The sequence below is a fragment of the Corallococcus sp. BB11-1 genome (assembly GCF_026626625.1).
Taxonomy (GTDB): Bacteria; Myxococcota; Myxococcia; order Myxococcales; family Myxococcaceae; genus Corallococcus; species Corallococcus soli.
In genome coordinates this window covers 238,630-264,564 of the sequence record NZ_JAPNJY010000039.1, presented here as the reverse complement: position 1 = coordinate 264,564, position 25,935 = coordinate 238,630, and the positions used below count along the sequence as shown (strand labels likewise).

Here is a 25,935-nt window from a genome sequence, read left to right as displayed (position 1 = left end):
GGGCACCTTAAGGCGCTAATCTGGCGGCCCTGCAAGCGCATTGCAGGAGAATGACGCGGGCCTGACGTCTTGCCTGCCCCAGGGATGGGCCGCTGGGCCGCGCCGGGGAGCGCGCAGGCAGCCGGGCGGCGTCAGCGGCGCGGGAACATGATATTTCCGGGGGTCATGACGACTCCTCCCGTGGCGCTCATCACCGGGGGTTCGCGTGGCGTGGGCCGCGCGGTCTCCCTGAGGCTGGCCCGTGCCGGCTACGACATCGTCTCCACCTACCGTCGGGACGCGGACTCCGCGGCGACGCTGGCGAAAGAGGTGGAGGCGCTGGGCCGCCGCTGTCGCACGGTGATGGCGGACCAGCTGGAGCCCGCGACCCTGCACGGCGTGTTCGACGTCATCCAGGAGGAGTTCAAGGGCCTGGACGTGTTCGTCGCCAACGCGGCCTCCACCGTCTTCACGCCGCTGATGCAGACGAAGCTGCATCAGATGGACAAGACCTTCAACGTGACGGTGAAGAGCTTCCTGCTGGGCGCGCAGCGCTCCGTGCCGCTGATGGAGGGGCGCCGGGGGCGCATCGTCGCGGTGTCCGGCATGGACTCGCGCATGCCGCTGCCGTTCCACGGCCTGCTGGGCGCGATGAAGGGCGCCATGGAGATCATGGTGAAGTACCTGGCCGCGGAGCTGGCCGGCTCCGGCATCCGCGTCAACGCGGTCAACCCGGGCTACATCGACACGGACTCCAGCCGCTTCTACATGGGCGATGCGTGGGCGGGTCTGGAGGAGCGGGTGAAGGAGCAGGTGCCCGTGGGCCACGTGGCCAGCGTGGATGAGATTGCCCGTCCCATCGAGTGGCTGTGTTCGGAGGGCTCCGCGTACGTGAACGGCCAGACGCTGGTGGTGGATGGCGGCCTGGAGGTCAACTACGCGATGGGCTTCGCCGCCAACATGACGACGCCGTCCTCGCGCTGACGTCCGACGTCCTCCATGCGCTACGCCGTCTCGCTGTGGTTCTTCGTGCTGTTCCTGGTCACCGCGCCCCTGCTCTTCACGCTGGGCGCGGTGTTGTTCGTGGTGGCGTATCCGCTGGATCCGGACCGGCGGTGGCTGCACGTGCTGGTGTGCCGGTGGTGCTACGGGCTGTGGCTGCACGCCTCGCCCGGCTGGCGCGTGCGCGTGGAGGGCCGGGAGCTCTTGCCGAAGGGGCCGTGCGTCTACGTCGTGAACCACCAGTCCTTCGCGGACATCCTGGCGGTGATGGGGTTGTTCACGCCGTACAAGTTCGTGGCCAAGGCGTCGCTGTTCCGCACGCCGCTGGTGGGCTGGATGATGACGCTGCTCGGGTACGTGCCCATCGTGCGCGGCAGCTCGCAGTCGATGGAGCAGTTGCTGGGGCCGTGCCGCCGCTGGCTGCGCAGGGGCATCCCGGTGCTCATCTTCCCGGAGGGCACCTATTCGCCCGGGGAGCTGCTGCCGTTCAAGCGCGGCGCGTTCCAACTGGCGCTGGAGGAGCACGTGCCGGTGGTGCCGGTGCTGGTGCGGGGCACGCGGGAGCTGGTGGATGGGGACGGGCCGTGGATGAGCCCGACCGCGTCCGTCACGGTGCGCGTCCTGCCGGCGCTGGCGCCGGAGAGCTTCGGTCCGGACGCGGTGGCGCTGGCCACGCGCGTGCGGGAGCAGTACGTGGAGGCGCTCGCGGTCGCGGGCTGACGCGCTTCAGGCGTGCTCGGAGCCGGGCAGCTCTTCGTCCGCGTGCGGCGAGCCCTCCATCGTGCGGGGCGAGGGCAGGGCGGGGGCGGCTTCGGTGACGGCGCGTGCCAGCTCGTGGGGCGCGCGGAGCAGCGCGTCCAGCGCCCCGGTGCTCGCGGGGACGCCGCGCTGCTCCACCTGGAGCCAGCCGCCCTTGATGCTGACCCGGCGGTGGCCGCGCAGGCCCAGCAGGCGCTGACGCACCTCCGGCGTCAGCAGCACGGGGCGCGCCTCCGGGGCCAGGTTCTCCACCTGGAAGGCCGCGTCCAGCTCCGCGTCCCCCAGCAGCTCCTCGCGCGGCGTGGCGGCGCCGGGCACCTTGTCCTCGGGGCGCTCGTACTCCAGGAGCAGGTCCGCGGGCAGCGCGCCCTCCAGGTCCAACCGCGCCACGGTGACGGTGTGTCGTCGCTTGCCGCCCGCGCCGCGCTTGCCGGTGGCGAGCAGCAGCGGGTGCCCGCGGTAGCGCCCCTGCACCTCCAGCCGCTTCTCCGCGCAGATGAGGCCATTCGCCTTCGCGAACGCCTCCCACGCGGCGCGCTGCCGGCGCTTGAGCTGGAACAGGGTGAAGAGGACCAGGGCGCCCAGGACGAGCAGGGACGCGAGGATGCCGAGCGGAGAAGAGACACCGGGAAGCATGGCGGCGCATTGTGCACCGACGCGCGACGCGAGGAGCCGCAAATCCGAAGCCGAGTGCACCGCCGCGCTCCGGGCAGGCTTGCATTGCCCGGGCGCGAACACGCGGGGAGGAATCCGCGCGCGTGGAAACGCAGGGAATCCCGCGTGCCTGCATTTCTCTCTCCTGGAACGCGGCACGCCAATGGGCCCACGGAGCGCGCCCGCGGTGCACGCACGGCGCGCGATGGAGGGCCGGTGCTCGCGGTCCGTGTCCCCACGGGTCGTCCCGGCGCTGGCGGGAAGCCGCCGTGGGACATGCGGCCGGAAGGACAGGACGCGAGGGGAGGGGCGCGAAGGCAACCGCGCGGAATGACACCCTTTTTCGACAATGTCAGAGGGGGCAGGTAAGGGAGCGGGGGCTCGCCGCTTGGCGTTGGGACGTCACCGGGAGAGGCTGCCCGGCTGGCGCCGGGGCCGGGCCACGAGGGAGGGTGAACGCCGGATGCGCCTGCTGCACACGTCGGACTGGCACCTGGGCCACACGCTGTATGACGTCTCGCGGGAGGCGGAGCACACCGCGTTCCTGACGTGGCTGCTGGCCACGCTGGAAGCGGAAGAGGTGGACGCGCTGCTGGTGGCCGGGGACATCTTCGACACGGCGAACCCCAGCGCGGAGGCGCAGGCGGCCTGGTACCACTTCATCGCGCGCGCGCGCCGCGTCCTGCCGAAGCTGGACGTGGTGGTGGTGGGCGGCAACCACGACTCCGCCGCGCGGCTGGACGCGCCGGATCCGCTGTTCACCGCGCTGGGCGTGCGCGTGGTGGGAGGGCTGCCGCGTCACCAGGGCGCGCTGGAGCTGGAGCGGCTGGTGGTGCCGGTGCACGACGCGCGCGGGAAGGTGGGCGCGTGGGTGGCGGCGGTGCCGTACCTGCGGCCTTCGGACCTGCCGCCGGTCCCGGACGCGACGGTGGACCGGCTGGTGGAGGGCGTGCGCTCCGTGTACGCGGAGGTGCTGGACGGGGCGCGCAGGCGGCGGCGCTCCGGGCAGGCGCTGGTGACGATGGGCCATTGCTACATGACGGGCTCGGAGCTGTCGGAGCTGAGCGAGCGGAAGATATTGGGCGGCAACCAGCACGCGCTGCCGGTGGACCTGTTCCCGGAGGACGTCGCATACGCGGCGCTGGGGCACCTGCACAAGGCCCAGCGCGTGGGCGGCCGCGAGGGCGTGCGCTACAGCGGCTCACCGCTGCCGCTGTCCCTGTCGGAGGCGCACTACAAGCACCAGGTGTTGCTGGTGGACATGGAGGACGGGGCGCTCCTGCAGGTGCGTCCGCTGGCGGTGCCGCGCACGACGGACATGGTGCGGGTGCCCGCCCGGGACGCGCTGGCGCTCGCGGACGTGCTGGAGCTGCTCGCGGCGCTGCCCGCGTGCGAGCCGGGGATGCCGGAGTCGATGCGGCCGTACCTGGAGGTCTGCGTGTCGCTGCCCCGGCCGGAGCCGGCGCTGCGCCACAAGGTGGAGCACGCGCTGGAGGGCCGCGCGGCGCGGCTGGTGAAGCTGACGCCCTTCTACACGGGGACGGGCGGGGCGCTGGCGGACGTGCGGCCGGGGCTGTCGCTGCGGGAGCGCACGCCGGAGGACGTGTTCCTCGCGCGGTATGCGCGGGACTTCAAGGAGCCGCCCACGCCGGAGCTGCTGGAGTCGTTCCACGCGCTGCTCACCCAGGTGCAGGAGGACGCGTCGTGAAGATCCTGGCGATTCGCGGCAGCAACCTCACGAGCTTCGCCGGTGAGTTCAAGCTGGAACTGGACCAGGCGCCGCTGGACCGGCTGGGGCTGTTCGCCATCTCCGGCGCGACGGGCGCGGGCAAGAGCACGCTGCTGGATGCGCTGTGCCTGGCGCTGTTTGATCGCACGCCCCGGCTGGGCGGACCCAGCAAGGTGCTGGTGGGGCGCGCGGACGAGGAGGAGGAGGCGCGCCTGTCGGCCTACGACGTGCGCGGCATGCTCCGGCGGGGCGCGGGCAAGGGCCACGCGGAGGTGGACTTCCTGGGCAAGGACGGGCGGCGCTACCGCGCGCGCTGGAACGTGTGGCGGGCGCGCGAGCGCGCCGAAGGGCGCTTCCGGCCGCAGGAGCTGAGCCTCACGGACGTGGCCACGGGGCAGCTCCACGGCCGCACCAAGGGCGAGGTGCTCCAGGCGATTCAAGAGCGGCTGGGGTTGTCCTTCGACCAGTTCCGCCGCTCGGCGCTGCTCGCGCAGGGGGAGTTCGCGGCGTTCCTGCGCGCGGACGCGAACGAGCGCGCGGAGCTGCTGGAGCGGATGACGGGCACGGAGGTGTACAGCCGGCTGTCCGTCGCGGCGCACAAGAAGAACGCGCTGGAGCAGGAGGAGTTGACGCGGCTGTCGCACGGGCTCGCCGCCATCGCGTTGATGTCGGACGCGGAGCGGGAGGTCGCGCGCGTCCAGTTTGGGGAGGAGGAGGCCGCGCGGGTGCGGGAGGAGGCGCGGCTGCGCGAGGCGGAGGCGGCCCTGTCCTGGTACGCGCTGCGCGCGGAGCTGGTGGGCCAGGAGCAGGCGTCCGACGTCGCGGTGACGCGGGCGGTGACGGAGTGGGAGGCGGCGGCGCCGCGTCAGGCGCTGCTGGAGTCGGTGCGCGCGGCGGAGGGCTTCCGCGCGGTGGTGTCGGCGGTGGAGACCGCGGAGCAGCGCTGCGTGGTGGCGGAGGCCGAACAGGTCGCCCGCGCGTCGCAGGCGGAGGCGGCGCTCGCGGCGTCGGCGGCGCAGCGCCAGGCGCGGATGCAGGCGGAGGTGGCGCGGGCGGCGGCGCAGGAGGCGGAGGCGCAGGTGCGCCCGGCCCTGGAGGAGGCGGCGAGGCTGGACACGCGGCGCGCGGAGGCCGAGCGCGAGGCCCGGGAGACCGCGGAGCTGGCGAAGCAGGCCCGCGCGGCGGAGACCACCGCGCAGGAGGCGCTGGCGCTGGTGCAGGCCGCGGAGGCCAGGGCCCAGGGGCTGGTGGACGCGGCCCAGGCGTGGCGCGCGTCGCATGCGACCTGGGAGCCCCTGGCCACGGAGTGGCCCCGCTGGCAGCGGGAGCTGGAGCGCTACGCGGGAGCGCTCCAGGAGGAGCAGGCCGCGGGGACGGACGCGGACCGGCTGGGCGGGGACGTGGACCGGCTGGGCGGCGAGACCCAGGCGCGGCGCGAGGAGCACCAGGGCGCGGTCGAGGCCGAGGCGCAGGCGCTGGCCCTGGCGACGCACGCGGAGGCGACGCTGGGGGACGACGGGGGCGCGGCGCGACGGGCGCTCCGGGAGGCCCTGCTGGCGAGGCAGGAGGCGCTGGGCGCGCTGGCGCTCGCGGGTGACGGGGCGCGGGCGGAGGGCGCGGCGGAAGTGGACGCGGCCGCGGAGGTGAGGTCGCACCGTGAGGCGTCCGCGCGCGCGGCGGTCGAGTCGCGGGACGCGGCGGCGCGACGGGCGACGCAGGAGGCGATGCTCCAGGAGGCGCGGCGGGCGCAGTCCCGCGCGGAGGCGACGCAGGGCCTGGCCTCGCACCGGGCCGCGTTGCATGAGGGCGAGGCCTGCCCGCTGTGCGGCGCGCTCGAACATCCGTATGCCCGGGAGGGCGCGGCGCTGGAGGGGCTGGTCGCGGAGGCGGCGGCCCGGGTGGGGGAGCTGGAGTCGGCGCGGGATGCCGCGGCGAAGCAGGAAGGCGCCGCGAGCGTGCGGCAGGCGACGGCGGACACGGCCGCCACGCAGGCGGAGGTCCGGCGCGACACGGCGGCCCGCAAGCGCCAGGGACATCAGGAGTCCTGGCGCACGGCGCGCGAGCGGTGGCTCCGCGCCGTGCTGCCCGGCACCGAGGCCTCCCCGGGGCACCCGGAGTCCCGCGCGGAAGACGAGTCCCCTCCGGAGCACGCGGAGGCCCCCGCCGCGCAGGCGTGGACCCGGAGCGCCCAGGAGGACGTGCGCGTTCGACTGGTGACCCTGCGCGAGGAGGAGGCGTCCGCGGAGGTCCAGGCCGCCGCCGCGCGAGAGGCCCGTGCGCTGCTGGAGACCCGTCGCACCCGTCGCGAAGGCGCGGCGGAGGCCCTGCGCAGGGCCGAGGATGCCCTTGCGCGCGCGGTGCAGGAGCAACGGGAGGCGCTCCTCAGACGTGAGACGGCCCGCGCGTCGCGACAGCGCGCCCTCACCGAGGTGGCACCCCCCTTCGCCAACGAGACGGCCGCCTGGCAGGAGAAGCTCGCGGAGGACCCGGCCCTCTTCCAGAGCCGCTGTCTGGCGCGCGTGACGAAGTGGCGCGAGCGCGTCGTGGAGCTCGAAGCCGCGCAGGAGCGCCTGGATGAGGAGCAGGGCCGCCGTGCCCGGGAAGAGGTCCGCCTCCAGTCTCGACGGGAGGAGGCGGACACCGCGTCCGCGCGCGCGGGCCTCAAGGACGCGGCCTTCCAGGAGGCGTCACAGGCCCGGGGGCGCCTGCTCCAGGGCCGCCCCACGCAGCAGGTGCGCGCGGAGGTCCAGGCCCGGCTCGACGCGGCCGTGGACGCCTACGAGCGCGCCCGCGAGACCTCCGAGGCCCTCCAGCAGGCGGAGAAGGTGGCCACCGCGCGCGCCGAGGACGCGGTGCGCCTGCGCGCCGAGGCCGTGCTCGCGCTCGACAGCGCCCAGGCGGTCCTCGCGGAGCGCCTCGCCGGACGTGGCACCACGCTGGAGGAGCTGAAGGCCCTGCTGTCGCGCGACGCCGCCTGGTGCGACGGCGAGGCGCGCGCGCTCGACGCCCTGCGCGAGTCCGTGGCCCAGGCCCGCGCCGTGCTGGTGGAGCGCCGGGAGCGCCGCGTCCGCCATGAAGCGTCGGGCCTGCCCGCGCTGGCGGAGGCCGACGTCGCGGCCCTGCGCGAGCGCTTCCTGTCGGACGTCGAGGTGCGCCGCCACGCGGAGGCCATGCTGCGCGCCCGGCTGGACAACGACGACGCGTCCCGCGCACGACACGGGGCGGAGGCCCGGGCCCTGGAGCTGCGGCGCGGCGAGGCGGAGGTGTGGAAGGCGCTGGGCGACCTCATCGGCTCCCACGACGGGAAGAAGTTCAAGGTGTTCGCCCAGAGCCTCACGCTGGACGCCCTGCTGCTGCACGCCAACGCGCACCTGCGCGAACTGGCGCGCCGCTACCGGCTGGAGCGCGTGCCCGGCCACGACCTGGACCTCCAGGTGGTGGACGGCGACATGGGCGACGAGGTGCGCAGCGTGGCCAGCCTCTCCGGCGGTGAGAGCTTCCTCGTGTCGCTGGCGCTCGCGCTGGGGCTGGCCTCGCTGTCGTCGGAGACGACGCAGGTGGAGACCCTCTTCATCGACGAGGGCTTCGGCACGTTGGACCCGGAGACGCTGGAGGTGGCGCTGGCCACGCTCGACGCGCTCCAGGCCACCGGCCGGCAGGTGGGCATCATCTCCCACGTCAGCGGGCTGGCGGAGCGCATTGGCGTGCAGGTGCGCGTGGTGAAGCAGGGCGGCGGTCGCAGCCGGCTGGTGGTGGAGGGCGACGCGGGCCTCGTCGTGCCCCAGGGGCAGCAGGTGGCGTGAGGCCGGGCCCCGGGCACCCGTGTCAGCCCGACACCGGCTCCGCGCCCATCAGGCCGCGCACCACCGCGGCCACCGCCAGCGGCGTCGCCACCCGGTCATCGCTCAGGGCCGCGAGCGCCCGCGCGAACTGCTCCGCCGACGAGAAGCGCTGCGCGGGGTGGGGCGCGAGCGCCCGGTCCAGCACCAGCGCCAGCGGGTCGGACACTTCGGGGGCCAGCATGCGCACGGGCGTCACCCGCGCGCCCCGGATGGAGGCCTCCACCTCGTCGGCGGTGCTGCCTTCGAAGGGAGACTCCAGCGACAGCAGCTCGTACAGCAGCACCGCGGTCGCCCACAGGTCCACCGCCACGGACACCTCGCCCGCGAGCAGCTCCGGCGAGCGGTAGTGCTGCTTGCCCAGGCGCCGCGAGTCCACCGCCGCGCCCGCGCGCGAGCGGGCCACGCCGAAGTCCGCCAGCTTCACCTCGCCGCCGCGCGACAGCAGCACGTTGTGCGGTGAAACGTCACAGTGCACCACCGCCAGCGGCCGTCCCTTGGCGTTGGTGGCCGCGTGCGCGTGCGCCAGCGCCTCCAGCACGTGGCGCACCATCATCACGGAGATGTCGATGGGCAGCTCGATCCTCCGGCGCCGGCACTGCGCCAGCACCCGGCCCAGGTCGGTGCCCTCCACCAGCTCCAGCGCCAGGTAGGGGCCGTCCGCCTGTTCGCCGTACTCGCGGAAGCCCACGATGTGGGGGTGGTCCAGGCAGCGCGCCAGCTCCGCCTCGTGCAGCAACTGCTCGCGCGCCTCGGGGTCCCTCGCCCGCTCCGGCCGCACGCGCTTGAGGGCCACCTCTTCGCCCGCCCGCATGCCCTGGAGCATCCGCGCGCGGAACACCTCCGCGTTGCCGCCGCGCCCCAGCCGGGACAGCAACTGGAAGCGCCCGCAGTCGCGCGGCCACGCCTCCGGAGGGCCCTCCTGCTGCACCGTCACGCCGTCTCCCCGACCAGGCTCGCCAGGTAGTCGTCCAGCGTCCGCGAGAAGGTGGCGTCGTCGCTGAGGAAGGCCAGGCCCACGCCGCCCGTGTACGGCGCGTCCACCACGTGCACCACCAGCGCCTCGCCCTGCAGACGCTGGCCGTTGGGCAGCTTCACGTCCACCGTGACGACGCTGTCCTGGGGTGGCCGGTGCGCCGTGCGCACGAAGAGTCCGCCGTTGGAGATGTTCAGCGCGTGCTCGCGCACGAAGTCCAGCTCCGTGCGGAACTCCAGCTCCAGCTTCACGGCGAAGCGCCGGCCCCGGCGCTGCGGCCCGTCCTCCTGCGGCGCCTCCTCCGGCGCGCGGTAGGGCTCACCTCCCCGCGTGGGCGCGGGTGCGACCTCCGGCGCGGGCGCGGTGAGGGGCACGGGCGTGGACGGCGGCGGGCCCCGCGCGGCCAGCGCCTCCAGGTGCTGCTGGAGCTCCTGCGCCGCCTGCGCGCGCTCGTCGCCGGTGAAGGGCGTGCCTCCCGCCAGCGTCCTTGAGCGCAGGGCGTCCCGCTCCGCCTTGGGCAGTCGCCACAGCTCCACGAAGGTGCCGCCGCTCTTGCGCACCTCCTCGCCCAGCCGCTCCACCGCCGCTCGCGGATAGCCGGGCACCTCCACCTTCACCTCCAGCGCCCCCTCCTCGTCGCGGAACGCCACCAGCAACTGCATGGACTGCGCGGAGGGCAACAGGGTGCCCAGGCCCTCCACCACGGACGCCGCCAGCGCGGGCGACGCCCCTCCCCTCCACACCGCCGCGAGACCGAAGACAGGCACGGCCCGGACGATAACCGAGCCCTCCAGTCCCGCGTCCAGACAGTGCGGTCGGAAACAGGCGATAGCGGCGGACGCCAAGTTTTCAAATCGCGATGCGTCCCTCCAACCAGGGGAGCACCTACATCGGAAGTTCGCGTCGTTGCTTCTATGCTGGGTGTTCTCCGTAACCCCCCTTCCCGGAGTGCCCGACCCGTATGCGCAATTGGAAAAGACTCTTCTCAGGCACCCTGCTCGCGGCGACGCTGCTCGCGGGCTGCGGCGGCAGTGACCCAGAGCCCGACGCCGGCCCAGGCCCCGAGGTCGATGCCGGCCCCGGCACCGGCACCGACGCCGGTGAAACCGACGCGGGCTTCGACGCGGGCTACGTCGAGGACGCAGGCATCATCGTGGACCCCGATCCCGACCCGGGCAAGGTCCCCACCGACCCGTACGATCCGAACAACGCCACCAAGGACTCGGACTGCGACGGCCTGACGGACCAGGAGGAGTACTCCACCGTCTACGCGGGCGGGCTGAAGACGAGCCCCGGCCTGCGCGACACCGACGGCGACGGCATCCGCGACGGCGTGGAGGTAGGTCGCACCACCAGCGTGAACCCCGCCTGTTCGTTCTACCCGGACGAGGACACGGTCACGCGCACCTCGCCGGTGAAGGCGGACACGGACGACGACGGCCTGCCGGACGGCCTGGAGGACGCCAACCGCAACGGCAAGCGCGACCCCGGTGAGACGGACCCCAACACCGCGGACTCCGACAATGACGGCCTGGCCGACGGCGCGGAGGACGCGAACAAGAACGGTTCGGTGAGCCCCGGCGAAACGGATCCGCGCCTGCGCGACACCGACAGCGACGGCCTGCCGGACGGCCTGGAGAAGTCCAACGGCACGGATCCGCTCAAGCCCGACACCGACGGCGACACCTGCTCCGACGGCGCGGAGGACGTGAACAAGAACGGCAAGCACGACCCCGGTGAGACGAACCCGCGCGTGGCGGACTGCGCCGCGTCCATCCCCGACACCGACTTCGACGGCATCCCGGATGCGGTGGAGGACGCCACCGGCACGGACAAGACCAAGACCGACACGGACGGCGACGGCGTGGCGGACGGCGTGGAGGACGAGAACAAGAATGGCCGCGTGGACTCCGGTGAGACGGACCCGCGCCTGACGGACACCGACTGCGACGGGCTCCAGGACGGCGCCGGCCGCAACGGCTTCCTCGGGGAAGACCCCAACAGCAACGGCAAGGTGGACCCCGGTGAGACGGACCCCACCAACCCGGACACCGACGGTGACGGCCTCTCCGACGGCGTGGAGCGCGGCGTGGCGACGACCGCGGCCCCGCGCACCAACTGCGGCTTCAAGGGCGACGCGGACCCCTCGACGACGACGGACCCCACCAAGCCGGACAGCGACGGTGACGGCATCCCCGACGGCGCGGAGGACTCCGACCAGAACGGCCGCGTGGATCCGGGCGAGCTGAACCCGAACAACCCGACGGACGGCGCGCCCAACACCCCGGCGGGCAAGGCGTGCAGCGCGCAGAACCTGCGCACGGTGACGTTCAAGGAGGACAGCGGCGCGGACATGCGGCTGGCGCTGCCCAACACCTTCAAGCAGGCCAACCTGGTCAACATCCGGGCGGCCGGCCAGACGGTGGGCGTGATGGGCTATGACGACACCAGGCAGACGACGTTCATCGCCTTCAAGCGCGGTCAGGTGACGGGCTCCACCACCCCCTCGGGTGACGAGTCCGGCATCCGTCTGGGCACGGCGCCCCTGGCGCCGGCGAGCGTGGAGTTCACCCAGACGTTCACCACGTGGGACGGCTTCCCCGCGGCGGTGTCCCGCTACGCCCTCGCCGGCACGGCGGACCTGAAGGTCTTCACCAACTCGCTGGCGAAGGCGCTCGTGCCCGCCACCACGGACGCGCTGGGAGGCAACGCGGGCATCACCGGCCCGTTCAAGATTCAGGCGCAGTACGTGCACCGCTCCAACAACAGCGTGGTGGTGGTGCTCGCCATCACCCCGGCGGCCCGCTACAACGAAGCGAACAGCCTGTTCACCATGGCGGACACGGCGGGCGGCTCCGCGCTGGCGCAGTTCGGCGACGCGGACGCGGTGCAGTGCGAGGTCTTCACCGGCAACACCGCGGTGGTGGACTTCCTCTTCGTGGTGGACGACAGCGGCTCCATGGAGCCGTCGCAGACGTCGCTGGCGAACGCGGCGACGGCGGTGGCCAACAAGCTGGGCAACGCGACGCTGGACTGGCGCGTGGCCATGGTGACGACCAGCTACACCGTGGGCAGCAGCGTCAACCGCAATGTGCTGCGCCCCTTCACCACCAACATCAACCAGTTCAAGGCGTGGCTGACCCAGAACGCGGTGTGCAACGCCAATGTGTGCGCGGTGCGGGCGGGTTCGGGCGGGAGCACCACCTATACGCCCATCCCCACCACCACCTGCACGGCCAACACCAACTGCTGGGTGGGCCTGGCCGGTGACGGCAGCGAGCGGTCGCTGGAGGCGGCGCGCAAGGCCATCAACGACATGGCCGCGTCCACGGGCGCGGCGGACACGAAGCTGCGTCCGGGTGCGAAGGTGGTGGTGGTCATCCTCACGGACGTGAAGGACCAGTCCGCGGACAGCATCGCGAACTACTCGGCGTACTTCCTCAACACGGGCACCACGGCCGGCACGACGAACAACCCCACCGCGCAGCCCATCCAGGTGCACGGCATCATCTGCCCGCCGGACGGTGAGCCCTGCTACGCGGGCGAGGACAACAAGAACCCGCGCCACCTGGACGTCATCCAGGCCACGGGCGGCGTGTCCGGCAGTATCCGGGACAACACCTCCATCACCAACACCATCAACGCCATCGTGGACAGCGTCATCGCCTCGGTGGGCTACCGGACGCTCAAGCCGCCCATCGGCGCGTCGTTGAAGGTGGCGGTGGCGGAAGTGGCGGACCCCGCGGCCTGCCCGAGCATCGGGGACCTGCCGCGCAGCCGCACCAACGGCTTCGACGTGGACGGCATCAACCGCACCGTGTCGTTCTACGGCGCGTGCCGCCCCAAGACGTCCGGCCAGACGCAGGCGGCGCTGTCGTACCGCTACTGGATCGACCGTTCGACGAACCCCAACGGCAGCCCGCCCCCGTGCGCGTCCGACACGCAGTACTACGACCCGAACGAAGCGGACTCCTGCAAGGGCAAGCTCGCCTGCAATCGCACCACCGACAAGTGCGAGTGCCCGGCGGACTGCGGCGGCACCGCGCCCGTGGGCCAGGTGTGCAACACCGACCGCGCCGTGTGTGACTTCACGTGTGCTCCGGACTGCGGCGGCGCGTGCGGCACCTTCGAGACGTGCAACACGGCGGCCTGCTCGTGCTCCTGCGTGCAGTCCGCTTCCTGCGCGGCGGGCTACAAGTTCGACAACAACGCCTGCGGCTGCGTCTGCGACACGGGCGCGCTCAACTGCGGCGCCGGCTCCGCGGCCGACCCGGGCCTCTGCGCCTGCGTCTGCCAGCCGGACTGCGGCGGCACGTGCGGCCCGGGCTTCATGTGCAACGTCAGCACGTGCGCCTGCGAGAAGCCCATCGGTTGATGCGGCCTGGGTGAAGCCGCTCCCCCGGCGCCGCGCGGACCGGGGGAGCGTCAGTGACGGCAAGGTCGTTTCGGGAAGCCCCCGGTCTCCACGTCCCGCTTCAAGGGGACACGGGCCGGGGGTTTTCCACGTCCGGGGGCGCTACTTCAGCGCGCCGGCCACGCGGTAGACGGGGTAGAGGCCCAGGCGCTCGTCCCAGGCCGGGTGGCGCTCCGCGAAGAAGCGCAGGCGGGCCCGCGGGTCCTTGGCGAAGGCAGGATCCTTGAGGCGCTCCTGGAAGGCGGCCTTCACGCCCGCGTCCTTCGCGAGCAGCTCCCGGGCGAAGGGCTCCACCACGTAGTCCTCGATGTATTCCTTCTGCTCGAAGTGGGCGTTGAAGAAGCCCCACGCGAGGAAGGAGTCCGGCCCGGACGGCTCGAACAGGTGCGCCACCAGCTGCACGTTCTTCTGCGCCACGGGCACGTAGAGCGACCCGGCCGGCACGTCCTGCGTGTCCGGCTTCCAGCCGCCCTTCGCCACCAGCCCCTGGTGGCCTTCGCTGGACTGCGCGCGGAACTGGAAGTCCTGCGTGCGGAACGACTCCACCTTCGCGGCGGGCACCGCGCGGGCGAGGCGCTGGAAGGTGATGCCGTGGACGGCGAGCCTGGGCGCCACCCACGCGGCGTGGGCGGCGGAGACGACGTAGCCGCCCGTGGGCAGCGTCACGCGGAGGGAGGGCTTCACGTCCGGCGCGTACGGCACCGTCCACGTCTGGGGCTTCGTGTCGTCGTAGCGGATCCACGGCTGGCCGGAGATGTCCGACGGCGTGCGCTCGTACGCGTAGCCCTTGAACTGGAGCGTCTCCCGCTTCTCCGTGTTCTCCCAGCCGAGCACCACCTCGCGCACCTGGCCGGAGGTGGCCTTCTGGTCCTCCGCCTTCACCGCGGCCTGGAGCGCGGCGCCGTCGCGGGCGACGAGGCGCAGCAGGCCCTCCATCACGTCGCGGGTGGCCTTCACGCGCTGGGCGTGGGTCTTCCAGGAGTGCGTCTCCACGAGCACGCCGAAGCGGTGGTGGATGGACCAGAAGCCGTGGCTGAAGCGCGGCGGGGGCACGCCGTAGGCGAAGCCGCTCGTCGGGTCGTCGTCCTGGATGAAGGACGGGTAGAAGCGCAGCGGCTGGTGGCCCTGGGCGGTGAGGCCCGTGAGGAGCTCCTCGGTCAGCTTCGTGCCCAGCGCCTGGAGCGCGGGCGGGCCGGACTTCTGGGGCTCCAGGCTGACGGACACGTCGGGTTCGAACTTGGCGCCGTCGGTGACGTGCAGGTCCACGTAGACGAGCGGATCCCACGCGTTGAGGTACTTGAGCAGCAGCGCCATCTCCGGCGCGTCCACCTTCGCGTAGTCGCGGTTGAGGTTGAGGTTCTGCGCGGTGGTGCGGAAGCCCATCTCCTCCGGGCCCACCTGGTTGGGCCGGTGGTTGGGCGTGAAGCGCTCGTGGCCGTCCAGGTTGAAGACGGGGACGAAGACGGCGGTGACGCCCTTGAGCACGCCCGGCAGCGCCTTGCCCTGGAGCGCGTCGCGCAGCAGCCAGTAGCCGGCGTCCTTGCCGTCGATTTCACCCGCGTGGATGCCGCCCTGGAAGAAGACGACGGGGCGCTGCTTCCTTCTCGCGGCGTCCGCCGTGAGGGTGCCGTCCTGGCTGACGACCAGCGCCACCAGCGGGCGCCCCTCCGGGGACAGGCCCAGCGTGTCGCAGCGGGCCTTGCCGGGGAACGCCTTGGGGAAGGCGCGGCAGAGGCCTTCGGCTTCGGCGTAGCGGCCGGTGCGCGTCCAGCCGCTCTGTTCGGAGGTGGAGGTGAGGGGTGGTGCCTGCGTGAGGACCAGGGCGGTGAGGGTGGGCAGGAGCATGCCTGCTTGAGAGCACAAGCCCCGCCGGGGCTCAACCGTGGCGCACGGTGTGCGTGCCGCCCACGGGCAGCACGTGCACGCGGTCGCGCGGCCAGCCCCGGCGCAGCCACTCCGCGTCCAGGCGGGCGGGGGGCTCGTCGAGCGGCTCGTCGGTGAGCTTGAAGGTGCCCCAGTGCATGGCGAAGAAGGCGAGCGCGCCCAGGTCCTCGAAGGCCTGCACGGCCTCCTCCGGGTTCATGTGCTGGAAGCGCATGAACCACGCCGGGTCGTACGCGCCAATGGGCAGCAGCGCCGCGTCCATGCGCGGAAAGCGCGAGCCGATCTCCTTGAAGCCCTGGAAGTAGGCGGTGTCGCCGGAGTGGTACACGCGCGCGCTGGAGCCCTCCACCACGAAGCCGCCCCACAGCATCTGGTTGGCGTCGTTGAGGCCGCGGCGGCTCCAGTGCTGCGACGGCACGTAGTGCACGCGCACGGGGCCCACCTGCGTGGACTCCCACCAGTCCAGCTCGCTGAAGGGCAGCCCCTCGCCCTGGAAGATGGGCGCGTGGCCCAGGCCGGTGATGACGCGGGCCCCCACCTGCTTGAGCGTGGGCAGGTCCAGGTGGTCGTAGTGGTTGTGGGACACGAGGCTCGCGGTGATGGGCGGCAGCTTCTGCACCGGCACCCCGGGCGGCACGTTGCGGCGGATGACGAGGTTGATGGTGTCGCGCAGCACCGGGTCGATGAGCAGCGACACGCCATCCAACTGCACCAGCCAGCTCGCGTGGCCCAGCCACGTCAGCCGCGCGCCCTCGCCCGGGGCGGGTGGGGTGGCGAGCACCGCGAGGTCCGGCTCCACGCGCGGCACCGTGGCGCGCGCGGGCGACCTGCGGCGCTTGCCGCCGAGCTTGTCCACCACGGCCCACTTGAAGATGGTGTTGAACGGGTGCGGTCCGCTGCCATCCAGGTTCTTGAAGCGCATCGCCATGAGTGGCTCCCCGCGTCGGTCCTCCCTGGAGGATGGACCCGCACGCGCCTTCAGGGGGAGTCATGCTCGGCTGGCGGGTCGGGGTGCAAGGGGAATGAAGCGCCGGAAGGAAGAGGGCGCCACTGGAGGACAGGCGCGGAGCCCAGGCCCGCGCCCCGCGCCTCGCTTATAAGAAGGCTTCCGATGCGCCCCGTCTCCGGCACCACCACCCGCAGGTTGTTGCTCGCGTTCGGCGCGCTGGTGGCGCTGTTCGCCGCGGCGTCGGGCTATGTGCTTGGCCGGCTGTCGGACATCCATGAGGGCACGCATGCCCTGCGCGAGGTGGGGGGCCGGGCGCGGGAGGCGCGCGAGCTGGCCACGGCGGTGCGCGACCAGTACGCGCACCTGGCGCACACCATCATCCTGGGCAACGACAGCCACCGGCGCTTCCACACCGAGGCCCGCTCGCGCGTGGAGGCGCTGACGCGGCGGCTGGCGGAGCAGGCACGCGACGCGGAGGAGCGCGCGGCGGTGGCGGACATCCAGGCGTCGGGTGACGCGCTGGACCGGCTCTACCGGGACATGCTGCTGCCGGCGGTGATGGCGAAGGACGCGCCCGCGGTGGAGGCGGCGCACGGACGGGCGCTGGAGTGGGTGTCGCGCATCCAGGCGCGGGTGGATGCGCTGACGGAGCGCTCGGACGCGTCGATGGAGGCCTTCGAGGCGCACGTGGGCGCGGTGGAGCGCGACAGCTTCCGCTGGGCGCTGCTGTTCCTGGGCGGCGCCACGCTGTTCGCGGCCGGGGTGGGCGTCTACATCGGCAACTCGGTGGCGCGGCCGGTGGCGCGGCTGTCGGAGGGCGCGGCGCGGCTGGCGCGCGGGGACCTGGACGTGCGCATCCCGGAGGACGACCCGGGGGAGCTGGGCCACCTGGCCGCGCAGCTCAACCGGATGACGGGGGCGCTGCGCGAGCACCAGGCCCAGCGCGTCCAGCACGAGAAGCTCGCGGGCATCGGCCGGCTGGCGGCGGGCGTGGCGCATGAAATCAACAACCCGCTGGGCGTCATCCTCGGGTACGTGCGGCTGTTGCAGCGGCGGGCGGAGGGCACGCTCGCGGAGGACCTGCGCGTGGTGGAGGAGGAGGCGGTGCGCTGCCAGGACATCGTGGAGGGGCTTTTGGACCTGTCGCGCCCGGGGCGCGGGCCGGTGGCGCCGGTGGCGCTGCGCGAGGCGTGCGAGGAGGTCGTGGCCCGGCTGCGCGAGTCCGCCCTGCTGGGGCCGGTGACGGTGGAGGTCCAGGGTGAAGGCGTCGCGTGGGCGCAGCCTTCCCGGTTGCGGCAGGTGCTGCTCAACCTGGTGAAGAACGCGGCGGAGGCGGCGGGGGAGGGTGGACGGGTGGAGGTGCGCCTGGACGTGGACGGGGGGAGCGGCGCGCGCGTGGCGGTGTCGGATTCAGGGCCGGGGATGACGGCCGAGGCGCGGGCGCGGCTGTTCGAGCCGTTCTTCACCACCCGGCCCACGGGCACGGGGCTGGGGCTCGCGGTGAGCCAGGCCATCGCGGAGGCGCACGGCGGGCGCATCGACGTGGACGTGGGGCCGCTGGGCGGCGCGCGCTTCACGCTGTCCCTGCCGGCGCCGTCGCGTGAACAGGAGGCAGCGGCATGAGCAGCACGCAGGAGCCGGACGCCGTGACGCCGGACGCGAGGCCGACGGTGCTCGTGGTGGACGACAAGGAGAACATGCTCAAGCTGTTCGCGCGCATCCTGGGGGACGCGTACGCGGTGACGACCGCGCCGGACGGCGCGCGGGCGCTGGGCCTGCTGTCCACGCGCGCGTTCGACGTGGTGGTGACGGACATCCAGATGCCGGGCGCGGACGGCTTCACGGTGCTGCGCGAGGTGAAGCAGCGCGCGCCGGACACGGAGGTGGTGCTCGTCACCGCCTACGCGAGCGTGCCCAAGGCGGTGGAGGCCATCAAGCAGGGCGCGTACGACTACCTGTCCAAGCCGTTTGATCCGGACGAGGTGGCGCTGGTGGTGGCGCGCGCGCTGGAGCGCCGCCGTCAGCGCAGGGACGCGGCGGGGCTCCAGGCCCGGGTGGCGCGCATGCCGGACTTCCACGGCCTGCGCGGCACCAGCCCCGCGCTGCGCAAGACGCACGCGCTGCTCGCGCAGGTGGCGGCGCGCGACCTCACGGTGGTGCTCACCGGCGAGACGGGCACGGGCAAGGAGCTGGCCGCGCGCGCCCTGCACCGGGAGAGCCCCCGGCGCGACAGGCCCTTCGTCGCGGTGAACTGCGGCGCGCTGCCGGCGGACCTGGTGGAGAGCGAGCTGTTCGGCCACGCGAAGGGCGCCTTCACGGGCGCGACGGGCGCGAAGGCGGGCCTCTTCGAGGAGGCCCACGGCGGGACGCTCTTCCTGGACGAGGTGGGCGACCTGCCGCTGCCGGTGCAGGTGAAGCTCAACCGCGCGCTGCAGGAGAAGGAGGTGCGCCGCGTGGGCACCACCACGCCGGTGACGGTGGACGTGCGCGTGGTGGCGGCGACGCACCGGGACCTGGCCACGGAGGTCGCGCAGGGGCGCTTCCGCGAGGACCTCTACTACCGGTTGGACGGCGTGACGGTGCGGATGCCCCCCTTGCGCGAGCGGCGCGAGGACATCCCGCTGCTGGCGATGCACTTCCTGGCCACCGCGCGGCGGCCGGAGCTGGAGGGCTTCACGCCGGAGGCGCTCCAGGCGCTCACCGCCGCGCCCTGGCCGGGCAACGTGCGGCAACTGCAGAACGCGGTGGCGCGCGCGGTGGCGGTGGCGACCGGGCCGCGCATCACCCCGGAGGACCTGCCTCCGGAGTCCGGCCCGGTGCGTCCCGCCGCGACGCCGGGGGCGCTTCCGACGGAAGCGCTGGCGAAGCGGCCCTACCGCGAGGCGGTGGATCAGGTGCGGGATGCCGTCTCGCGCGACTACCTCACCGCGCTGATGCAGGAGTTCTCCGGCAACGTCACCCACGCGGCGGAGCGCGCGGGCATGGAGCGCGAGAGCCTGCACCGCCTGCTCAAGCGCTACGGGGTTCGCACGGAGGACTTCAAGCGCGGCGAGTCATCCTAGCGGGTGCGGGTGGCTAGCGGGGCGCGTGCTCGGAGAGCGACTTGTCCAGCGCCTCCGCCTGCTGGCGGATGTCCGCGTCCGGATCCTTCATCGCCTTGGCCGCGAACGTCCGGGCGCGTTCGGTCTCCGTCTTCGCCAGGGCCATGGCCATGCACAGGTTCGCCTTGGGGTGGTCCGGAGATGCGGCCAGCGCGGGCGTGAGGATGCGCGCGGCCTCCGCGTCCTCCTGGTTCTCCAGGTGGAACATGGCCAGGACGCAGGCGGGCTCCACCGCGGACGGCTGCCGCTTCAGCGCCTCTTCCAGCAGGCTGGTGGCCAGCGGACGCTGCTTCTTCTCGTCCATGGCGAACGCCATCGCGAGCAGCTCCTCCACGGAGGCGTGGCCCTGCTTGCTCGCTTCCTCCACGAGACGCTGGGCCTCTTCCAGGTTGCCGGCCTTCACCTGCTTGATTGCCTCAAGGTAGCGGTACGGTTCAGTTCCCACGGTATCCTCCAGAGTGCACCACGCGGCGCGTTGTCTCATTCTGCGCGACTTTGGGGCGTTGCTCGCAACTTTGGGGCGGCGATCCGCGAAAAAGAGAGAAGACTTCTCCCCGGGCCCTCCATGATCATCCGCAACACTCCCGTTCGCCCCCCGCAGACCTCCGGCACGGCCTCCGCCCCCGCGCGCCCCGCGACCCCTCCGGTGCGCAACCAGGTGAAGGACTCCTTCTCCGCGGGCACCGCCGCCACCCAGCGCACCGCCGCCGTCACGGCCGCCCCTCCGGGCGACCACGGCAAGCTGATGAACGAGTACCTCACCGGCGCGCGTCCGCCCCCGGCGGATTTCGAGCAGGTGATGGGCTACAAGCCCTACGCCATCCAGACGCCGCACGGGCAGCGCATGCAGGACCCGCATGGCTATGCGTCGGTGCCCGGGAAGATTGGCCCGGACAAGGAGTTCGACAAGGCGGCCAAGACGCACGACTACGGCTACGACCTGCTGCGTTACTACGACCGCAAGGGCACGCCGCTGAAGCCGGAAGCGCGCAAGGCCGCGGACGCGATGTTCCGCAAGGACATGTTCGACTACGCGAACGACCAGAAGGGCGCCATGGACCGCTTCAAGTTCCGCGCGTGGGCGCAGGTCTACGCCACCGCGGTGGAGCTGAACTCCGTTCGCCAGGGCAACGGCCCTCCGTAGTCGGTCGCGAAGCGCATGGATGCTGAAGGGCCAGACGCAGGGCTGCCCCCGGACCGCGAGGACGTGGTGGCGGCGCTCCTGGCCCACCAGCGCCGCTTCCTGGCGTTCCTGGAGCGGCGCGTGGGCAGCCGGGCCGTCGCGGAGGACCTCTTCCAGACGGCCTTCGCCCGCACCCTGGAGAAGGGTGGGGCGCTGCACGACGGCGAAGGCGCGGTGGCGTGGTTCTACCGCCTGCTGCGCAACGCGCTCGTGGACCACCACCGGAGGCAGGCCGCGGAAGGGCGCGCGCTGGAGGTGGAGGCGCGCGACGCGCAAGCCGCGCCGGAGGACGCCGAGCTGAAGGGCGTGGTGTGCGCGTGTCTGGCGGACCTGCTGCCCACGCTCAAGCCCTCCTACGCGGAGCTGGTGCGCCAGGTGGACCTGGAGGGCCGCGCGGTGCCGGACGTGGCGCGCGAGGCGGGCATCACCGCGAACAACGCGGGTGTGCGGCTGCACCGGGCGCGGCTCGCGCTCAAGCGTTCGCTGGAGCGCGGCTGCGGCGCGTGCGCGACGCACGGGTGCCTGGACTGCACCTGCAAGCCCCGCCGCTGACGGGCGGCCTCAGGGGCAGGTGGCCGTGTCGTCGTTCAGGTCGATGTGGAGGCCCGCGGGCTCGCCCTGGAACGCGCGCGTCGCGAGCGCGGTGGCCTTGCACGTGGGCAGCTTCACGTTGTCCACGACGACGAAGTTCGTCAGCACCCGGGCCAGCTCGCCCAGGCCCAGGTCGGTGAGCTCCTCGTTGCCCTGGACGTTGAGGAAGTCCAGGTGGCGCAGCGCCGGGAAGTCGCCCAGCGCCGTCAGCCGCGCGTTGCCCAGCACCTCCAGCGTGTCCAGCCGGGTCTGCGTGTGGAAGGCCTCCAGCGACACCAGGTGTCCGTTGCCGACGGCGGACACCACGCTGACGCTCCGCAGTTGGGGCAGGCCATGCACGCGTTGCAACCCCGCGTTGTATTTCACGCTGAAGTCCCGCTCCACCTGGGCCAGCAGGGGCATGTCCCCCGCGCGCGTCATCACCGGATTGCCCTGGATGAGGATGCGCCTGGCGCGGGCAAGCTGGGCGAAACCGGTGGTGTCCGGCAGCCTCGCGTTGCCCAGGATGTGCAGGTCGCCCACGGAGGTGAGCCTGGCCAGCGGGTGGAGCACCTCCAGCACGGGGTTGTCGCGCAGCTCCAGCTCACCGTCCACGGTCAACAGCTGATCCAGCCCGAAGGGGCCCGGCAGCTTGGCGTTGTTCACGATGAACACGTCGCCGTGCACGTGGGCTAGGTGGATGAAGGGCGTCCGGTCCAACTGGAGGTGGTCCTCGATGACGAGCGAGCCCTGGAGCGTGACGACGTTGGGCAGGGGGCCGGGCTGCACGATCGCGTTGTTCGCGCGCAGGCTGATGCCATGGGCGGGCACGACCGCGACCAGCCCCAACAGGTCGGGGAGCGCGGGGTTGTTCTCCACGACGAGGCTGCCCGCCACGCGCAGCAGGCCGCGGGTGTCATCCCCCAGGCCCAGCCCGTCGAGCCGGGCGTTGTCCCGCAGCTCCACGCTCCCCCCGACGAAGCGCAGGCTGGTCAGGAACAGGCGCCGCAGGCTGGAGTTGCCCTGCACGACGAGCGAGCCGTCGATGACGGGCAGCGTGGGGAGGATGGCCTCGGTGAGCGTGGGGGCCTCGATGCGCAGGGTGCCCCGCAGGCGGCCCACCCCCTGGAGCGCGACCAGGTCCACGGCGCTCGTGACCACGAAGTCTCCGTCGTGGATGCGGGGGGCCTGGCACACGTACACCGTCGTCTGGAAGGCGTTGGCATCCGGTGAGCCATCGCCGTCGGCGTCCTCGAAGGCGTTCACGCCCGTGCCGCCCGTGGGGCAGTTCATCCCGCCGGGCTCCATCGCGTAGTGCACGCGCTTCACGTAGGCGGGGGCCACGTCGCATGCGTAGGCGGTGGCGTCGAGCTCCTCCGCGTCGAGCGTCCCGTCCAGGTCCAGGTCCGCGCCCGCCTCCACCACCGCGCCGCCGCGGTCGCACGGGGCGACGGAGCTCGGCAGCTCCCGCACGCGGGAGAGCACCGGGGCCCGCTCGTCACAGCCGTAGACCTCGCGCGAAATCTCCGCGTCCTCCAGCAGCCCGTTGCCGTTGGCATCGTGGCCGGCATGGGTCACCTGCCCGCCCCGGGCACACTGCGCGCCGGGGGGCACCGGGCGCACGCGCACCAGCACATTGGCGACGGCGGTGGCGCAGACGTAGTCGGTGGTGGTGACCTCCGCGTCGTCCAACTGCCCGCTGGCGTCCCGGTCCAGGCCGGACTGCACCGCCTGTCCTCCCAGGGCGCAGTTCACGCCGTGCGGTTCGGCCCGTGCGCGGGTGCGGACCTCGGACGGCGCGCGGTCGCAGACGTAGTGGGTGGCGGTGACCTCCGCGTCGTCCAGCTCCCCGTCGCGGTCCTGGTCCAGGCCCGTCAGCACCGCCTGACCGCCCAGGGGACAGTGCTCACCGGCGGGCTCGGGGCGGACCCGCGTCTTCGCGTCGCGTCGGGTGATGTCGGAGAGGTCGATGGCGTCGCAGCCGCTGCCCAGCAGGGCGAGCAGCCCCCACGTCCCCCATGTGCGTCGCATCCGTTGCCCTCTCCGTTCGGGCCCCGCCTCGCCTCCCTGTCCATACGGAGGGAGGGGATTTTCCGGGTCGTTTCCCGCTGAACCCGGCCGGGTGCTCCCCAAGGGTCTGGAACTCCAGACATTGGAGGCCCGCCGAGCGCCCGCGTCCTATCGGAGAACTCCCCCGGGGGACAAGGACGGGGCCCGGCTGGCTCCCTTGCCGCCAGCGCGGGGAGCAGGGTGCGCGCGGGTGGGGAACCCGGCGGAAATCAGGCGGGACCCTTCCGCCGCCGCCCTGCGGTCTCAAGCATGTGTAAGAGCGCGCCGGGTGCCGCGTTGGCCCGGGGAAAGGAGGCCTCACCATGACGCACCCCCATTCACATCCCCCTGCTTCGCCTTCGCCCCGGCCGCCGCCTTCCCCGCCCGCCCAGGAGGCAGGAGGGCCTGCCATCGACCCCGTGTGCGGCATGGAGGTGGACCCGCGCGCCCCTCGCGGGGGGCAGTGGGAGCACGCAGGCCATACCTGGTCGTTCTGCGGGGAGAAGTGCCGCCAGCGCTTCCAGGCCGACCCCGAGCACTTCCTGCAACCCCGGAGTCCGCCACCGGCCTCCTCGCCGGGCACGACCTGGGTGTGCCCCATGGACCCGGAGGTGCGGCGGGACGCGCCGGGCGCCTGCCCGAAGTGCGGCATGGCGCTGGAGCCGGACGCGCCGCCCGCGCTGGAGACGCGCACCGAGTACACCTGCCCCATGCACCCGGAGGTGGTGCGCGACGGGCCCGGCGCCTGCCCGAAGTGCGGCATGGCGCTGGAGCCTCGCACGGTGACGTTGGAGGAGAAGCCGGATCCGGAGCTGCGCTCGATGACGCGGCGGTTCTGGGTGGGGCTGGTGCTGAGCGTGCCGCTGATGGTGCTGGGCATGGCGGACATGCTGCCCGTGCGGCTCGCGCTCTCCCCGGAGGCCCAGCTGTGGGTGCAGCTGGCGCTGGCGACGCCGGTGGTGGCCTGGGTCGGGGCGCCGTTCTTCCAGCGGGGCTGGGCGTCGGTGCGCAACCGGCACCTCAACATGTTCACGCTCATCGCGCTGGGCGCGGGCGCGGCGTACCTGTTCAGCGTGGTGGCCACGCTGTTCCCGCACCTGCTGCCGCAGGGGGCCCGCACGGGGCACGGCGGCACCGTGCCCGTGTACTACGAGGCCGCCGCCATCATCCTCACGCTGGTGGCGCTGGGGCAGGTGCTGGAGCTGCGCGCCCGCCACGCGACGTCCGGCGCCCTGCGCGCCCTCCTGTCGCTGGCCCCCGCCACGGCGAGGCGCATCGGGGACGACGGCCACGAGGAGGACGTGCCGCTGTCCTGGGTCCACGTGGGGGAGCGGCTGCGCGTGCGCCCCGGGGAGAAGGTGCCGGTGGACGGCGAGGTGCTGGAGGGCGCGAGCGCCGTGGACGAAGCGCTCGTCACCGGCGAGCCGGTGCCAGTGGAGAAGGGGCCGGGCGCGAAGGTGACGGGCGGCACGGTGAACGGCACGGGGTCGCTGGTGATGCGCGCGGAGCGCGTGGGCCAGGACACGCTCCTGTCGCGCATCGTGCAGCGCGTGGCCGAGGCCCAGCGCACGCGCGCCCCCATCCAGCGGCTGGCGGACCGGGTGGCCGGCGTCTTCGTGCCCGCGGTCATCGCGGTGGCGGTGGTGACGGCGGTGGTCTGGGCGGTGTGGGGGCCGGAGCCCCGGCTGGCGCACGCGCTGGTGAACGCGGTGGCGGTGCTCATCATCGCGTGCCCGTGCGCGCTGGGGCTGGCCACGCCGATGTCCGTGATGGTGGGGACGGGGCAGGGCGCGCGCATGGGCGTGCTCATCCGCGACGCGGCGGCGCTGGAGCGCATGGCCGCGGTGGACACGCTGGTGGTGGACAAGACGGGCACGCTGACGGAGGGCAAGCCGAGCCTCGTGTCCGTGGAGCCCGCGCCGGGCATGGAGGCCACCGCCCTGCTGCGGCTGGCCGCGAGCCTGGAGCGGGGCAGCGAGCATCCGCTGGCGGCGGCGCTGGTGACGGGCGCGCGGGAGCGGGGCGCCTCCCTGGTCGGGGTGGAGGGCTTCCAGTCCCAGCCGGGGCAGGGCGTGCGGGGGCGGGTGGACGGGCACGACGTCGCGTTGGGCAACGAGGCCCTGATGCGGGCGCTGGGCGTGTCGGTGGAGGCCCTGACGGCGCGGGCGGAGTCGCTGCGGCAGGAGGGCCAGACGGTGGTGCTGGTGTCGGTGGACGGCCGGGCCGCGGGCCTGCTGGGGGTGGAGGATCCGGTGAAGGCCTCCACGCCGGAGGCCCTGGCGCGGCTGCGCAGCGAGGGCCTGCGCGTGGTGATGCTGACCGGCGACAGCCCCACCACGGCGCACGCGGTGGCGCGCCGGCTGGGCATCACGGAGGTCATCGCGGGCGTGCAGCCGGACGCGAAGGGGGACGCGGTGAAGCAGCTGCAAGCCCAGGGGCGCGTGGTCGCGATGGCGGGCGACGGCGTGAATGACGCGCCCGCGCTCGCGGGGGCGGACGTGGGCATCGCCATGGGGACTGGCACGGACATCGCGATGGAGAGCGCGGGCGTGACGCTGGTGAAGGGCGACTTGCGCGGCATCGCGCGGGCGCGCCGGCTGAGCCAGGGCGTGCTGCGCAACATCCGGCAGAACCTCTTCTTCGCCTTCATCTACAACCTGCTGGGCGTGCCGCTGGCCGCGGGCGTGCTGTACCCCGTCTTCGGCCTGCTGCTGAGCCCCCTGTTCGCGAGCGTGGCGATGAGCCTCTCCTCCGTGTCCGTCATCGCCAACGCCCTGCGGCTGCGGAGGCTGGACGCGTAGCCCGCCGGGTGTGCCACCGGGCTGCCTGACCGAAGGGGGCGTGCAC

At 73.2% G+C, this 25,935-nt stretch carries 17 protein-coding genes; 10 read left to right on the top strand and 7 right to left on the bottom strand.

The window, feature by feature from the left end; genetic code table 11:
- Positions 1 to 165: 165 nt before the first annotated feature.
- Together OV207_RS33580 and OV207_RS33575 are read left to right on the top strand one after the other, a co-directional pair.
- Positions 166 to 963 (top strand): SDR family NAD(P)-dependent oxidoreductase, encoded by a 798-nt coding sequence (locus OV207_RS33580; protein WP_227026740.1) that lies wholly within the window; start codon positions 166 to 168, stop codon positions 961 to 963.
- Between the two features lie 15 nt (positions 964 to 978).
- Positions 979 to 1,701: a lysophospholipid acyltransferase family protein gene (locus OV207_RS33575; protein WP_193346712.1), complete on the top strand. Its 723-nt coding sequence runs from the start codon at positions 979 to 981 to the stop codon at positions 1,699 to 1,701.
- A 6-nt stretch (positions 1,702 to 1,707) separates the two neighbouring features.
- Here OV207_RS33575 and OV207_RS33570 read toward each other — a convergent pair whose 3' ends face one another.
- Entirely contained in the window at positions 1,708 to 2,376 is a 669-nt protein-coding gene (locus tag OV207_RS33570; RefSeq protein WP_267559189.1) for a hypothetical protein, read from the bottom strand.
- A 481-nt stretch (positions 2,377 to 2,857) separates the two neighbouring features.
- Here OV207_RS33570 and OV207_RS33565 point away from each other — a divergent pair, with 481 nt between their 5' ends.
- Positions 2,858 to 4,102: an exonuclease SbcCD subunit D C-terminal domain-containing protein gene (locus OV207_RS33565; protein WP_267559188.1), complete on the top strand. Its 1,245-nt coding sequence runs from the start codon at positions 2,858 to 2,860 to the stop codon at positions 4,100 to 4,102.
- Positions 4,099 to 7,926, top strand: coding sequence for an AAA family ATPase (locus OV207_RS33560; RefSeq protein WP_267559187.1), 3,828 nt, complete (start codon positions 4,099 to 4,101; stop codon positions 7,924 to 7,926). The genes OV207_RS33565 and OV207_RS33560 overlap by 4 nt, the downstream gene beginning before the upstream one ends.
- A 22-nt stretch (positions 7,927 to 7,948) precedes the next feature.
- Here OV207_RS33560 and OV207_RS33555 read toward each other — a convergent pair whose 3' ends face one another.
- Both OV207_RS33555 and OV207_RS33550 read right to left on the bottom strand, forming a co-directional pair.
- On the bottom strand, positions 7,949 to 8,899 hold the full coding sequence (locus OV207_RS33555) for a serine/threonine-protein kinase (RefSeq protein WP_267559186.1): 951 nt from the start codon (positions 8,897 to 8,899) through the stop codon (positions 7,949 to 7,951).
- On the bottom strand, positions 8,896 to 9,705 hold the full coding sequence (locus tag OV207_RS33550; protein ID WP_267559185.1) for a TIGR02266 family protein: 810 nt from the start codon (positions 9,703 to 9,705) through the stop codon (positions 8,896 to 8,898). Before OV207_RS33550 ends, OV207_RS33555 begins: the two co-directional genes overlap by 4 nt.
- 194 nt (positions 9,706 to 9,899) lie before the next feature.
- Here OV207_RS33550 and cglD point away from each other — a divergent pair, with 194 nt between their 5' ends.
- Positions 9,900 to 13,313, top strand: a complete 3,414-nt coding sequence (gene cglD / locus OV207_RS33545) for an adventurous gliding motility lipoprotein CglD (protein WP_267559184.1) — start codon at positions 9,900 to 9,902, stop codon at positions 13,311 to 13,313.
- Between the two features lie 141 nt (positions 13,314 to 13,454).
- Here cglD and OV207_RS33540 read toward each other — a convergent pair whose 3' ends face one another.
- Together OV207_RS33540 and OV207_RS33535 are read right to left on the bottom strand one after the other, a co-directional pair.
- A complete protein-coding gene (locus OV207_RS33540; protein WP_267559183.1) occupies positions 13,455 to 15,197 on the bottom strand; it encodes a M14 family zinc carboxypeptidase in 1,743 nt (580 codons plus the stop codon).
- A gap of 31 nt (positions 15,198 to 15,228) precedes the next feature.
- On the bottom strand, positions 15,229 to 16,164 hold the full coding sequence (locus OV207_RS33535; protein WP_193346720.1) for an MBL fold metallo-hydrolase: 936 nt from the start codon (positions 16,162 to 16,164) through the stop codon (positions 15,229 to 15,231).
- 183 nt (positions 16,165 to 16,347) lie between these two features.
- Here OV207_RS33535 and OV207_RS33530 point away from each other — a divergent pair, with 183 nt between their 5' ends.
- Both OV207_RS33530 and OV207_RS33525 read left to right on the top strand, forming a co-directional pair.
- Complete coding sequence (locus OV207_RS33530) at positions 16,348 to 17,808, top strand: sensor histidine kinase (protein WP_267559182.1); 1,461 nt, start codon at positions 16,348 to 16,350, stop codon at positions 17,806 to 17,808.
- Entirely contained in the window at positions 17,805 to 19,247 is a 1,443-nt protein-coding gene (locus OV207_RS33525) for a sigma-54-dependent transcriptional regulator (protein WP_193346722.1), read from the top strand. The genes OV207_RS33530 and OV207_RS33525 overlap by 4 nt, the downstream gene beginning before the upstream one ends.
- A gap of 13 nt (positions 19,248 to 19,260) precedes the next feature.
- Here OV207_RS33525 and OV207_RS33520 read toward each other — a convergent pair whose 3' ends face one another.
- Positions 19,261 to 19,731 carry a hypothetical protein gene (locus OV207_RS33520; protein ID WP_267559181.1) on the bottom strand — a complete coding sequence of 157 codons (471 nt, stop codon included), beginning with the start codon at positions 19,729 to 19,731 and terminating at the stop codon, positions 19,261 to 19,263.
- Positions 19,732 to 19,851: 120 nt separating this feature from the next.
- Between OV207_RS33520 and OV207_RS33515 the strand changes: the two genes are divergently transcribed.
- Positions 19,852 to 20,430: a hypothetical protein gene (locus OV207_RS33515; protein ID WP_267559180.1), complete on the top strand. Its 579-nt coding sequence runs from the start codon at positions 19,852 to 19,854 to the stop codon at positions 20,428 to 20,430.
- A 15-nt stretch (positions 20,431 to 20,445) separates the two neighbouring features.
- Positions 20,446 to 21,021: an RNA polymerase sigma factor gene (locus OV207_RS33510; RefSeq protein WP_267559179.1), complete on the top strand. Its 576-nt coding sequence runs from the start codon at positions 20,446 to 20,448 to the stop codon at positions 21,019 to 21,021.
- Between the two features lie 9 nt (positions 21,022 to 21,030).
- Here the strand turns inward: OV207_RS33510 and OV207_RS33505 are convergent, their stop codons facing one another.
- On the bottom strand, positions 21,031 to 23,070 hold the full coding sequence (locus OV207_RS33505; protein WP_267559178.1) for a DUF7151 family protein: 2,040 nt from the start codon (positions 23,068 to 23,070) through the stop codon (positions 21,031 to 21,033).
- A 341-nt stretch (positions 23,071 to 23,411) separates the two neighbouring features.
- Here OV207_RS33505 and OV207_RS33500 point away from each other — a divergent pair, with 341 nt between their 5' ends.
- Positions 23,412 to 25,889: a heavy metal translocating P-type ATPase gene (locus tag OV207_RS33500; RefSeq protein ID WP_267559177.1), complete on the top strand. Its 2,478-nt coding sequence runs from the start codon at positions 23,412 to 23,414 to the stop codon at positions 25,887 to 25,889.
- Positions 25,890 to 25,935 lie beyond the last annotated feature (46 nt).

Excerpts from the sequence above, each read along its gene's own strand:
- OV207_RS33565 (WP_267559188.1), top strand. The coding sequence starts at position 2,858 with ATGCGCCTGCTGCACACGTCGGACTGGCACCTGGGCCACACGCTGTAT.
- OV207_RS33580 (WP_227026740.1), top strand. The coding sequence starts at position 166 with ATGACGACTCCTCCCGTGGCGCTCATCACCGGGGGTTCGCGTGGCGTG.
- OV207_RS33530 (WP_267559182.1), top strand. The coding sequence starts at position 16,348 with ATGCGCCCCGTCTCCGGCACCACCACCCGCAGGTTGTTGCTCGCGTTC.
- cglD (WP_267559184.1), top strand. The coding sequence starts at position 9,900 with ATGCGCAATTGGAAAAGACTCTTCTCAGGCACCCTGCTCGCGGCGACG.
- OV207_RS33515 (WP_267559180.1), top strand. The coding sequence starts at position 19,852 with ATGATCATCCGCAACACTCCCGTTCGCCCCCCGCAGACCTCCGGCACG.
- OV207_RS33540 (WP_267559183.1), bottom strand. The coding sequence starts at position 15,197 with ATGCTCCTGCCCACCCTCACCGCCCTGGTCCTCACGCAGGCACCACCC.
- OV207_RS33500 (WP_267559177.1), top strand. The coding sequence starts at position 23,412 with ATGACGCACCCCCATTCACATCCCCCTGCTTCGCCTTCGCCCCGGCCG.
- OV207_RS33510 (WP_267559179.1), top strand. The coding sequence starts at position 20,446 with ATGGATGCTGAAGGGCCAGACGCAGGGCTGCCCCCGGACCGCGAGGAC.
- OV207_RS33575 (WP_193346712.1), top strand. The coding sequence starts at position 979 with ATGCGCTACGCCGTCTCGCTGTGGTTCTTCGTGCTGTTCCTGGTCACC.
- OV207_RS33535 (WP_193346720.1), bottom strand. The coding sequence starts at position 16,164 with ATGGCGATGCGCTTCAAGAACCTGGATGGCAGCGGACCGCACCCGTTC.
- OV207_RS33505 (WP_267559178.1), bottom strand. The coding sequence starts at position 23,070 with ATGCGACGCACATGGGGGACGTGGGGGCTGCTCGCCCTGCTGGGCAGC.
- OV207_RS33570 (WP_267559189.1), bottom strand. The coding sequence starts at position 2,376 with ATGCTTCCCGGTGTCTCTTCTCCGCTCGGCATCCTCGCGTCCCTGCTC.
- OV207_RS33525 (WP_193346722.1), top strand. The coding sequence starts at position 17,805 with ATGAGCAGCACGCAGGAGCCGGACGCCGTGACGCCGGACGCGAGGCCG.